The sequence below is a fragment of the Embleya sp. NPDC059237 genome (assembly GCF_042754105.1).
In the GTDB taxonomy this organism is placed as follows: domain Bacteria; phylum Actinomycetota; class Actinomycetes; order Streptomycetales; family Streptomycetaceae; genus Embleya.
Genome location: NZ_JBHZAE010000031.1, coordinates 52,570 through 62,395, shown reverse-complemented (window position 1 = coordinate 62,395; position 9,826 = coordinate 52,570). Strand labels below are relative to the sequence as shown.

Annotated in this window: 13 protein-coding genes; 7 read left to right on the top strand and 6 right to left on the bottom strand. The window is 70.2% G+C overall.

Translation table 11 applies throughout. The features are described 5' to 3' along the window. The first annotated feature begins 14 nt into the window (after positions 1-14). Together ACFXKZ_RS49760 and ACFXKZ_RS49755 are read left to right on the top strand one after the other, a co-directional pair. Positions 15-539 carry a SigE family RNA polymerase sigma factor gene (locus ACFXKZ_RS49760; protein WP_380014235.1) on the top strand — a complete coding sequence of 175 codons (525 nt, stop codon included), beginning with the start codon at positions 15-17 and terminating at the stop codon, positions 537-539. Further along, positions 536-1,708 (top strand): hypothetical protein, encoded by a 1,173-nt coding sequence (locus tag ACFXKZ_RS49755; protein ID WP_380014232.1) that lies wholly within the window; start codon positions 536-538, stop codon positions 1,706-1,708. The genes ACFXKZ_RS49760 and ACFXKZ_RS49755 overlap by 4 nt, the downstream gene beginning before the upstream one ends. Before the next feature lie 63 nt (positions 1,709-1,771). On the opposite strand, the gene add is transcribed toward ACFXKZ_RS49755, so the two are convergent. Next, complete coding sequence (gene add / locus ACFXKZ_RS49750; RefSeq protein WP_380014229.1) at positions 1,772-2,788, bottom strand: adenosine deaminase; 1,017 nt, start codon at positions 2,786-2,788, stop codon at positions 1,772-1,774. Positions 2,789-2,993: 205 nt separating this feature from the next. Between add and ACFXKZ_RS49745 the strand changes: the two genes are divergently transcribed. Beyond that, entirely contained in the window at positions 2,994-3,326 is a 333-nt protein-coding gene (locus tag ACFXKZ_RS49745; protein ID WP_380014226.1) for a hypothetical protein, read from the top strand. Here ACFXKZ_RS49745 and ACFXKZ_RS49740 read toward each other — a convergent pair. Together ACFXKZ_RS49740 and ACFXKZ_RS49735 are read right to left on the bottom strand one after the other, a co-directional pair. Further along, the gene (locus ACFXKZ_RS49740) at positions 3,314-3,598 is read right to left on the bottom strand and encodes a hypothetical protein (RefSeq protein WP_380014223.1); all 285 of its coding nucleotides are present in this window, start codon (positions 3,596-3,598) and stop codon (positions 3,314-3,316) included. The two genes, ACFXKZ_RS49745 and ACFXKZ_RS49740, sit on opposite strands and share 13 nt — an antisense overlap. Before the next feature lie 159 nt (positions 3,599-3,757). Beyond that, positions 3,758-4,057, bottom strand: coding sequence for a hypothetical protein (locus tag ACFXKZ_RS49735; RefSeq protein WP_380014220.1), 300 nt, complete (start codon positions 4,055-4,057; stop codon positions 3,758-3,760). A 232-nt stretch (positions 4,058-4,289) separates the two neighbouring features. Here ACFXKZ_RS49735 and ACFXKZ_RS49730 point away from each other — a divergent pair, with 232 nt between their 5' ends. The 4 genes from ACFXKZ_RS49730 to ACFXKZ_RS49715 all read left to right on the top strand — a co-directional run bounded on the left by ACFXKZ_RS49730 (position 4,290) and on the right by ACFXKZ_RS49715 (position 5,965). Next, positions 4,290-5,099: a helix-turn-helix transcriptional regulator gene (locus tag ACFXKZ_RS49730; RefSeq protein ID WP_380014217.1), complete on the top strand. Its 810-nt coding sequence runs from the start codon at positions 4,290-4,292 to the stop codon at positions 5,097-5,099. Continuing rightward, positions 5,096-5,290 (top strand): DUF397 domain-containing protein, encoded by a 195-nt coding sequence (locus ACFXKZ_RS49725; protein WP_380014214.1) that lies wholly within the window; start codon positions 5,096-5,098, stop codon positions 5,288-5,290. Before ACFXKZ_RS49730 ends, ACFXKZ_RS49725 begins: the two co-directional genes overlap by 4 nt. A gap of 136 nt (positions 5,291-5,426) precedes the next feature. Then, a complete protein-coding gene (locus ACFXKZ_RS49720) occupies positions 5,427-5,699 on the top strand; it encodes a type II toxin-antitoxin system Phd/YefM family antitoxin (protein ID WP_380014211.1) in 273 nt (90 codons plus the stop codon). After that, positions 5,696-5,965: a type II toxin-antitoxin system RelE/ParE family toxin gene (locus ACFXKZ_RS49715; protein ID WP_380014208.1), complete on the top strand. Its 270-nt coding sequence runs from the start codon at positions 5,696-5,698 to the stop codon at positions 5,963-5,965. Before ACFXKZ_RS49720 ends, ACFXKZ_RS49715 begins: the two co-directional genes overlap by 4 nt. A 56-nt stretch (positions 5,966-6,021) precedes the next feature. Here the strand turns inward: ACFXKZ_RS49715 and ACFXKZ_RS49710 are convergent, their stop codons facing one another. From ACFXKZ_RS49710 to ACFXKZ_RS49700, 3 genes are all read right to left on the bottom strand, one after another. Next, positions 6,022-7,332: a geranylgeranyl reductase family protein gene (locus tag ACFXKZ_RS49710; RefSeq protein WP_380014205.1), complete on the bottom strand. Its 1,311-nt coding sequence runs from the start codon at positions 7,330-7,332 to the stop codon at positions 6,022-6,024. Between the two features lie 95 nt (positions 7,333-7,427). After that, positions 7,428-8,129, bottom strand: coding sequence for a demethylmenaquinone methyltransferase (locus ACFXKZ_RS49705; RefSeq protein ID WP_380014202.1), 702 nt, complete (start codon positions 8,127-8,129; stop codon positions 7,428-7,430). Positions 8,130-8,570: 441 nt separating this feature from the next. Further along, positions 8,571-9,815 carry an amidohydrolase family protein gene (locus ACFXKZ_RS49700; protein WP_380014199.1) on the bottom strand — a complete coding sequence of 415 codons (1,245 nt, stop codon included), beginning with the start codon at positions 9,813-9,815 and terminating at the stop codon, positions 8,571-8,573. Between the last annotated feature and the right edge of the window lie 11 nt (positions 9,816-9,826).

Genomic DNA, 9,826 nt, shown 5'->3' with positions numbered 1-9,826 from the left:
AGGAGACGTGCACGATGCGGTTCGAGGAGTTCGCGGCGGCGCGGCTGCCGGCCCTGCTGCGCTATGCCGCGTTGTTGTGCGGGGACCGGGAGTTGGCCCGGGACCTCGTGCAGGAGGCGCTGACCAAGGCGTTCGTGCGGTGGAAACGCATCGGCGGCCTGGATCGGCCCGACGCCTACGTCCGCACCATCGTCACCAACGAGTTCCTGTCCCTGCGCCGGCGACGGGCGGTGCGCACGGTGGCGCTGACCCAGGACGCGCTCGACCACTTCGAGGCGGGCGGCGTGCCCGACCCCGCCGGCGACGTGGACACCGGCGAGGACCTGTGGCGCCGGCTGGGCCGACTGCCCCGTCGGCAGCGTGCCGTCCTGGTCCTGCGCTACTACGAGGGCCTCACCGACGACGAGATCGCCGAGACCCTGGACTGCCGGGCCGGCACCGTCCGGGGCTACGCGTCCCGAGCCCTGGCCACGCTGCGCGTGGAGATGGCCGTCGAAACGACCCGCATCCCGTCGATTCCGCAGGGAGAACCGGCATGACCGACATCCGAGACCTCAAGGCGGCGCTGGCCCGGCACGAACACCTGGCCCCACCGCCCGACGGCCTGATCGAGGGGGCATACCTCGGCGCCCGACGCGTGCGTCGACGACGACTGACCGCGAGCGGGCTGGCCGTGGTCACGGTGATCGCGCTCGGCGCGGTCGGCCCCGGGCTCCTCGACCGCCTCGACGACGACGGGCCGGGCCGGGTGGCCGCCCCCGCGGCGACCAAGCCGCCGGCCGCCCCCGTGGCCAAGCCGCCGGCCGTGACCATCGACGTCGACCGGAGCGACGGCTTCTTCCCCCTGGAGCAGGGCTTCTCCGGGACCACCGCGCTGGCCACCATCCGCACGAACAACGTCACCCGCACCGGCGCCGGCGGCGATGTCGGCGTCTACGCACCGGCGGACGTCGACACGGCGGCGATCGAGGCGGGCGAGGCGGTCACCGTGCAGGGACACCCGGCCCGCTATGTCGAGAACTACCTGATCGATCCGGCCGCCTACCATCAGGGCCCGGAGAACATCACCGCGCCCAAACCGGGCGGCCCCGACGAGAACGGGAAGATCGGGTTCCTGCCGCCGAAGGACACGCGAGCGCCGGTGGTCGCGTGGCGCGATGCCTCCGGATCCTGGGTGATCGTCTCCGGCACGAACAAACGCACCGAGCTGCTGCGGGTGGCCGACGCGGTCCGACTCCGGCCCACCGGCGTCACCACCCCCTACCGCCTCAACTACGTGCCGGACACGCTCCGGCTCGACTACGGGGGCTCGTCGACCTACACGCCGAGCGAGTCCAACTCGGTCCTCGTCTTCGGCGCCGCCGCGAATCCCGTGCTGAAGCGGAGCGACCTGCTCGGCCTGACCGAGGTGGGCGCGCTGCGCGTCCAACTCTCGGCGTCGGACAGCGGCCGGCTGGACATCGTCTCCGAGACCGGCCCGCCGACGGTGCTCGCGGGATACGACACCTGGTACTTCACCAAGCCGGGCGCGGGCCTGAGTCCGCCGAAGGGAGGCGCGATCCTCGTCGCCAAGGTGAACGAATGCGAGACGCTGATCACCGTCCAGGACAACAACCTCGTGCCCTACCCGGTATTGCGGAAGATGTTCGAGACGGCGAGCTTCACCACCTGCGCCGCGCCGGACACGTGGGTCGCCCCGCTGTCCTGACCACCAACCCGCCGTTACGCCGAACTCCCTTGCTTGCCACGGGAGTTCGGCGTATGCCCGGACTCAGCCGGCTGCCGCCACCCACGCGTCCAGCTCGGCGATGTACGCGTCCTTGACCTCCTCCGGCAACCACGCGATGGCGAACGCGTTGTATTCGAACCGGGCCACCTCCGCCTCGGTCAGGCCGAGGTCCGCCTGGGTGCGCTCCAGGTTCTCCTGTACGTACGCGTCCATATAGGCGGGGTCGTCGGAGTTGATCGTGACCAGGATGCCCTCGTCCAGCATCCGCCGGATCTCCGCGCCCTTGATCCCGTCCACCACGAAGGAGTTCGACACCGGACACACCGTCAGTCCGAGGCCGCGCTCCTTGATCGCGGCGACCAGCTTCGGGTCCTCCAGCGCGTTCGACCCGTGGTCGATGCGGTCCACGCCGATGTCCTCGATGGCCTGCCGGATGTGCTCGACGCTGTTCTCCTGGTCGACGTCGCAGTGCATCGTCAACCGGTAGCCCTCGGCCCGTGCCCGCGCGTAGACGGCGGCGAACTTGGCCGGCGGGTTGCCGCGCTCGTCCGAATCCAGCCCGATCCCCACGATCCACTCGCGGTACGCCAGCGACTGCACGAGCGTGGCCATCGCGTACTCGGCCTGGAAGTCGCGCAGGAAGCACATGATCAGCTGGGCCCGAATGCCCAGTTCGCGCCGCGCGTCCCCGATCGCCCGGGTGAGTCCGCGCACCACCACGTCGAACGGCACACCCCGGCCGGTATGCGCCTGGGGGTCGAAGAACATCTCGACGTAGCGCACGTTCTGCGAGGCGGCCTTGCGCAGGTAGGCCATCGCCAGGTCGTAGAAGTCCGGCTCGTGCAGCAGGACCCGCATGCCGTCGTAGTAGACGGTCAGGAAGGAGGCGAGACTGTCGAACCGGTACGTCGCCCGCATCTCCTCGACCGAGGCGTACGGCAATTCGATCCCGTTGCGCTCGGCGAGCGCGAACTTCAACTCGGGCTCCAACGTCCCCTCGATGTGCAGATGCAACTCGCACTTCGGCAGCCCGCCGATGAAGTCCCGCATGTCACGCATGAACCGACCCTCCGACTCGAACACCCACTCGCCCGACAATGCCAACCGTATGCCCCGGGACGGGCCGGACCCCGCACCCGGCCCGCCGCGTCGCCGGAACCCCACCGCCGCTCTCTTGCGTGGCCGATTCCACCTGCCCCTTCAGGAACGGCCCGACCGGACGCACACTGTAAGTAGTCAAGTCATGACACACCGAAGGAAGTCCATGGACGAGCAACCCGAAGACGGGCCGGAGCCCGACGGACGAACCTTTTGGACCGTGGTCGACGGCGAACGGATCGAGACGCCGGCCACGATCGCGAGCATCCGCGAAGCCCTTCCGGCCGATCAGCGCGACGAGTTCACCAGGGTGGTCGAGGACACGCCCGCGCGGGACATGCTCCTGATCATGAACCGCTGGTCGCGCCGAACGCGACCGGAAATCGACGAGGCCACCGAGCGCGAGCACGACCGCGTGGAGGCGATCACCCGAGGCGGCCCTGTACTCGCGACACACGAGGGAATCGGGGCTCACATGGCCCGGGGTCAGCGGCGGTAGCAGCCGTAGACGCGTGGGGCTCGGGCGCCGGGAGGGATCGGGAACGGGACGGATTTGGCGGGTGGTGCTCCGTCGGTCGGGTACCAGATGGCGTCGTCCGGCTCCACGGCGGCGATGTCGGCGGTCCACGCGGGACGGGCCGGGTCGAAGGGCTGGACGCGCACCCGGGCGGTGGCCGCGTCGATGTGCTCGATCACGCCGGGAGGGTGGGTGGGTCGCAGACGGCCGTCCCGGTGCTTGACCTTTTGGCCGATCTCGGCGGCTTCGGGCATGGCGGGGTGTGCCTTTCGTGGGCGGGATGGATGGGTGTCGCTTCGTGGCCGACCGGCACGGGGAGTGGTCCGTGCCGGTCGGCTTCGCCCGGCCGCCTCGGGAGGCGTCGGGTGGCGGGGCCGCACCGCCGGCCAGGCCAGTGGGGGCGGTGCGGCCGATCAGGGGGTGGGCGGTCGACTGGGACGCGCGTCGTCGGGCGGCATGCGCCACGTGATCGACCCGTCGCGGAACAGGTGTTGCGCCTTGGTTCGACGCGGCTCGTCCACGAGGGGTTGGGCCGCCACGATCCGGCCGGGCCGAGCCGCCTCCGGCTTCGCCGGTTCGGGCCTGGTGGGCGTGGGCGAGCCGGCCTCGTCGTCCACCACTTCGAGGTGCGCGAGCGGAATGGTGTAGGTCGCCTGGGAGTTGGCGGTGAGCGCCACGACGTAGCCGCCGGCCACGCGGTAAAGCGTCCCCACATACCGACTCCGGGCATCCCGCACCCGCACTTGGCCACCGGCCATGCGGAGCCGCAAGTCCGCTTCGGTGGGCGGTTGTTGTCTCGTCCGGGAGTTGGACATGCCTCTCGCCTCTCGTTGCCGTGGGTGCAGATTCGGCCACTGCCTGACAGCATTGGCCGGCGAAGCTAGGCTCCGAAGCCAAGAAGCGTGTCTGGTTGTTGGCAATGGCAGATGTCACCTGGCGGGCAACATGAGCACAGCAGTCGATCTTGATCCCACCGACTCGGTACTGAAGTTCTTCGCGGCCGAATTGCGACGGCTTCGAGGCACGATGAAACAAGCGGATCTGGCACGGAAAACGCATGTTGCCCGATCGACGCTCAACAAGTACGAGGCCGCAACGAGGGTGCCGAGCAAGGATTTCGCTCACGCGGCCGACGAGGTATTGCAAACCGGCGGCGCACTGACCCGCTTGTGGCCGCTAGTGATCAAGTACGCATACCCGGCTTGGTTCCAGCCGTTCGTTGAACTTGAGTCCGCAGCGCGGATCATCCGCTCATACGAAAACCAAGTTATCCCTGGGTTGCTGCAAACCGAGCCTTACGCCCGTGCACTGTTGGCAGGGGGACGGCATGACAATCTGGATGATCTCGTAACGCTGCGGCTCGAACGGCAACGGCTTCTCGAACGTGAGGATCGCCCTCGTCTCACTGCGCTCATCGACGAACAAGCCCTGCGGAAGAGCATCGGCGGGCGCAACGTCATGCGCGCGCAACTCGAACACCTACTCAAGTCCGCCGCCGCAGCGCGAACGATTGTCTTGATCGTGCCGAGCAGCGTCTCGAACCGCCCGCCCTACCAACCGTTCACCCGCCTTGCGTTCGAACCCGGGACGCAGGATGTTCTGTATGTCGACGGGTTTCATCAGGGGCAACTACTCGCCGACGCGGCTGCCCTCGAGGCTGCCGAATCGGCTTATGATCTCCTGATGGCCGCCGCCCTGTCGCCCGATGCGTCACGGGATCTGATCGCGTCTGTTTCGAAGGAACCTATCCAATGACTTCTGCCCTCCTGGCCACCGCAATATGGCGCAAGAGCACCTACAGCTCCGAGAACGGCGGGAACTGTGTCGAAGTGGTGGACGGCTTCCCGGGCGTCGTCCCCGTCCGCGACTCCAAGGACCCCGGCGTCGGCCACCTGATCATCGGCGCGGCTTCATGGGCGGCGCTCACCGCCTCGTTGCGCGTCTGAGTGCAACGGTGAACCCGGCCCGCCCGAGGTCGGAGCGATAGGCCCTCACCCTACGCATCCGGAGCGAATCGCACGGTAGGGAGTGAGGTGTGGCATTCGACCCTCGCGTGTACACACCAAGGCGTACACTGCCTTCATGACCGAGAGCGCTGTGACCGTACGCGAAGCGCGTGCTCATCTCGCGGACCACATCAGTCGCGCCGAGCACGGCACACCCACAGTGATCACCCGCAATGGTGTGCCGGTGGCCGCAGTGGTGCCGATTGCCGACTTCGAGGCATTGGAGGAAGCTGCCGACGTCCTGCTGGCCCGCGAAGCAGAAGCGGTCCTGGCCGAAGGCGGCCCGACCGTGACAATGGCCGAACTACTGGCGGACCTGTTCACCGAGCACGGTGACGGCGCGGCGTGAAATACGCCTTCCGGTTCACCACCGCGGCGCAGCGACAGTTGCGATCCCTCGAACGCCTTGCAGCGATGCGGATCCTGACCGCACTGACCGCGCTCGGCGAGGATCCCTACCGCGAAGACGCCGACGTCAAAAAGCTCACCGGCCCGTCGGGGCTCTATCGACTTCGGGTGGGCAACTATCGGATCGCCTACCAGGTCCTCGACGGCGAGCTCGTCATTCTGGTCGTCAAGGTCGGGGACCGCCGCGATGTCTACCGCAACATCTGATCGCGTCGGTTGCCCTTCGGTCGGCCGCTCAGGGAGCGGCCGACCGAAGGCGACGACTACGCGGCCGGGGCGATGCGGGCCATGCCGTTGATGATGCGGTCCATCGCGTCGCCGCCCCTGGGGTCGGTCAGATTGGCCAGCATCTTCAGGACGAACTTCATCAGCATCGGGTGCGGCAAACCGTGCTTGGTGGCGAAGTTCATCACCCTCGGGTCGCCGATCAGCTTCACGAAGACCCGGCCGAGCGTGTAGTAGCCGCCGTAGGTCTGCTTGAGGATGCGCGGGTAGTCGTGCAGCGCGCGCTCGCGGCCCTCGGGGGTGAGGCGGGCCACCGCCTGGGTGATCACCTGGGCCGCGATCTCGCCGGACTCCATCGCGTACGCGATGCCCTCGCCGTTGAACGGGTTGACCATCCCGCCCGCGTCGCCGACCAGCAACAGGCCCTTGGTGTAGTGCGGTTGGCGGTTGAAGCCCATCGGCAGCGCCGCGCCGCGGATCGGGCCCTGCTGGTTCTCGTCGGTGTAGCCCCAGTCCTCGGGCATGCCCGAGACCCAGCCCTTGAGCAGGTCGCGGTAGTCGATGTCCTTGAACGCCGCCGAGGTGTTGAGCAGGCCCAGGCCCACGTTCGAGGTGCCGTCGCCCATGCCGAACACCCAGCCGTAGCCGGGCAGCAGCTTCTCCTGGCCGTCGCGGCGGTCCCACAGCTCCAGCCACGACTCCAGGTAGTCGTCGTCGCTGCGCGGGGAGGTGAAGTAGGTGCGGACCGCGACGCCCATCGGGCGGTCCTCGCGCCGGTGCAGGCCCATCGCGAGGGAGAGCCGGGTCGAGTTGCCGTCGGCGGCGACCACGATCGGCGCGCGGAAGACGGTCTCCTCCTTCGAGCCGTTCATCCGCGCGTTGACCCCGACGATGCGGCCGGTGCGCTCGTCCAGGATCGGGCCGGTGACGTTGGCGCGCTCGTACAGCTTCGCGCCCGCGGCCGCCGCCTGGCGGGCCAGGATCTCGTCGAAGTCGGCCCGCTTGCGGACCAGTCCGTGCGCCGGGAAGCTGGCCAGGTCCGGCCAGTCCAGTTCGAGCCGCATGCCGCCGCCGAGGATGCGCAGCCCCTTGTTGGGCAGCCATCCGGCCTCGACCGAGGTGTCCACGCCCATCGCGATCAACTGCTTGACCGCGCGCGGGGTGAGCCCGTCGCCGCAGACCTTCTCGCGGGGGAACGCGGTCTTCTCCAGCAGGATCACGCTCACGCCGGACTTGGCCAGGTGATACGCCGTGGTCGATCCGGCCGGACCGGCCCCGACCACGATGACGTCGGCCTCATGCGTCGAGTCGGCGCGCTTGGTGGTTGTGACGGGCGCTGCGTCGGTCACGGACGACTCCCCTGGAAGTCTCTGCGGCAGTGCCGAAACCGGGACGGTTCCGGCCGGACAAGTCTATGAGCAGCGGGCCGGGGACCGGCCCGTGGTCATCCGGTGGCGGGTCGAAAGCCCCGGTGCAGCGCGACCACGCCGCCGGTGAGGTTGCGCCACGCCGCCCGCTCCCAGCCGGCCCGGCGCACGATCGCGGCCAGTCCGGCCTGGTCGGGCCAGGCGCGGATGGACTCGGCCAGATAGACGTACGCGTCCGGGTTGCTGCTCACGGCGGTGGCCACCGACGGCAGCGCGCGCATCAGGTACTCCACGTAGACCGTCTCGAACGCGGGCCACGTGGGCCGGCTGAACTCGCAGACCACCAGGCGCCCGCCCGGGCGGGTCACCCGCAACATCTCGCGCAGCGCGCCCTCTGTGTCGTTGACGTTGCGCAGCCCGAAGGAGATGGTCACCGCGTCGAACGTGGCGTCCCGGAACGGCAGCCGGGTCGCGTCGCCCGCGGTGAACGGCAATTCGGGGTGGCGGCGCTTGCCCTCGCGCAGCATGCCCACGGAGAAGTCGCACGGGACCACGTCCGCGCCCGCGTCCCGGAAGGGCAGCGAGGAGGTGCCGGTGCCGGCCGCCAGGTCGAGTACGCGCTCACCCGGGCGCGCGTCCACGGCCCGCGCGACGGCTTTGCGCCAGGACCGGTCCTGGCCCATCGACAGCACGGTGTTGGTCAGGTCGTAGCGCGCCGCGACCGCGTCGAACATCGACGCGACTTCACGCGGTTGTTTGTCCAGGGAGGCTCGGGTCACCCGGCCATCATCTCGCGGCCGGGGCCGTGCCCGGGTCAGGGGGCGGGCAACGCACCGGGCGGGTCGCGTGGAGCGTGCGACCCGCCCGGTGGACTCGTGTCGGCGTGCGGCGTTCAGCGACGCGCGGCACGGCCACCGGCACGGCGCCGGCCGACCTTGACCCCGCCGCCGAGCCGGCCGATGCGCACGCCGACACCGACGCCGCCGCCGCGACCGCGACCGCGACCGGTGCGGCGGCGCCTGCGGTGCGGGGTCACGGCATGGACGAGGGACCGGATTCGCGTACCAACGGACATGGTGTGCCTCCTCGTTCCGCACGGGCGGCGCCCGCGTCGGAAGTGGTCGGGAAACCCTGTCTTGTCGACCGGGCGCCTGCCCCGGGTTCGGCCGGTCATGCCTGATCGCGCCCCGAACGATCCCGCGCCGCCGCTCGGGCCGCCGTCAGCGGCGGTGCACGAGCCGGCCGCCGAGCACGGTGGCCACGCACGAGCCGGTGCCGTGGGCGAGCAGGGCCGCGTACGGGTCGCCCTCCGTCGGCACGTCGAACACCGCGAGGTCGGCGAGGCCGCCCGGGCGCAGCGTGCCCGCCCCGTCCAGGCCGCCCATCGCCGCCGCGCCGCCGACCGTGACCGCCTCGACCAGGCGCCGGTCCAGGTCGTCCGCGCGGTATCCCTGGCGCACCGCGACCTCGCGGGCCGCCGCCGCCTCCTCCCACATGTCCAGGGACGGCGAGGAGGCCAGCGAGTCGGTGCCCAGAGCCAGCGGCGAGCCCTCACGCAGGTAGTCCGCCACCGGCGCCTCGCCCGCCGCCAGGATCGCGTTGGAGCGCACGCACAGGGCGACGGCCGTATCGTGCTCGCGCAGCAGCGCCCGGTCGTCCGCCCCCAGGTGCACCCCGTGCGCGACGTGCACGTCCGGCCCGAGCCCGGCGAAGCCGTCCAGGTAGGTCGCGGGGCTGCCGCCGCTGCCGCCGTCGAGCAGTTCCAGGGCCATCCCCGTCGCGCGGTTGGCCTCGGCGAACCGGCCGGTGCCGTGCCGGACGAACTCCACCTCGTGCGAGGTCTCCGCCAGGTGCGGGTGCAGCCGCAGTCCGCGCTCGCGGGCGATCTTCACGCACTCCGCGAATACGGCCGTCCCGACCGTGAACGGGGTGTGCGGCGACACGCCCAACGTGCGCCCGCCGCTCGCCCCGCGCAGCGTGTCGAGGAACGCCTCGCGGCGCCCGCCCGCCCACATCGCGTCGTCCGCGATCACCTCGACATAGCTGATCCCGCGCAGGCCCGACCGGCCCACCGGCACCAGTACGCACGGATCGGTGACCACATCCGCCGCCGCCGTGGTCCCCGAGCGCAACATGTGGTGCACCCCACGGCGCGCGCTCTCCTGCCACATCACCTCGGAGAAGTCGGCCCGCCGCTCGATCAGCACCCGGATCCAGTCCGGGAACGCCAGCCCGGACAACGCGAGATCGCCGAAGTCGGTGTACTGGAGGTGCGCGTGCGCGTTCACCAGCCCCGGGGTGAGCACTCCGCGCCAGACCCGCTCCCGCGCCCCCTCCGCGACCAACTCGGCCCGCGGCCCCACCGCGACGACGCGCTCGTCCTCCACGAGCACGGCACCGTCGCGAATGGGCTCCGCGTCGACCATCGACAGGACAACGGGCGCAACATGCAACGTCAACGACATGCGCCCATCCT

Excerpts from the sequence above, each read along its gene's own strand:
- ACFXKZ_RS49760 (WP_380014235.1), top strand. The coding sequence starts at position 15 with ATGCGGTTCGAGGAGTTCGCGGCGGCGCGGCTGCCGGCCCTGCTGCGC.
- ACFXKZ_RS49755 (WP_380014232.1), top strand. The coding sequence starts at position 536 with ATGACCGACATCCGAGACCTCAAGGCGGCGCTGGCCCGGCACGAACAC.
- add (WP_380014229.1), bottom strand. The coding sequence starts at position 2,788 with ATGCGTGACATGCGGGACTTCATCGGCGGGCTGCCGAAGTGCGAGTTG.
- ACFXKZ_RS49745 (WP_380014226.1), top strand. The coding sequence starts at position 2,994 with ATGGACGAGCAACCCGAAGACGGGCCGGAGCCCGACGGACGAACCTTT.
- ACFXKZ_RS49740 (WP_380014223.1), bottom strand. The coding sequence starts at position 3,598 with ATGCCCGAAGCCGCCGAGATCGGCCAAAAGGTCAAGCACCGGGACGGC.
- ACFXKZ_RS49730 (WP_380014217.1), top strand. The coding sequence starts at position 4,290 with ATGAGCACAGCAGTCGATCTTGATCCCACCGACTCGGTACTGAAGTTC.
- ACFXKZ_RS49725 (WP_380014214.1), top strand. The coding sequence starts at position 5,096 with ATGACTTCTGCCCTCCTGGCCACCGCAATATGGCGCAAGAGCACCTAC.
- ACFXKZ_RS49720 (WP_380014211.1), top strand. The coding sequence starts at position 5,427 with ATGACCGAGAGCGCTGTGACCGTACGCGAAGCGCGTGCTCATCTCGCG.
- ACFXKZ_RS49700 (WP_380014199.1), bottom strand. The coding sequence starts at position 9,815 with ATGTCGTTGACGTTGCATGTTGCGCCCGTTGTCCTGTCGATGGTCGAC.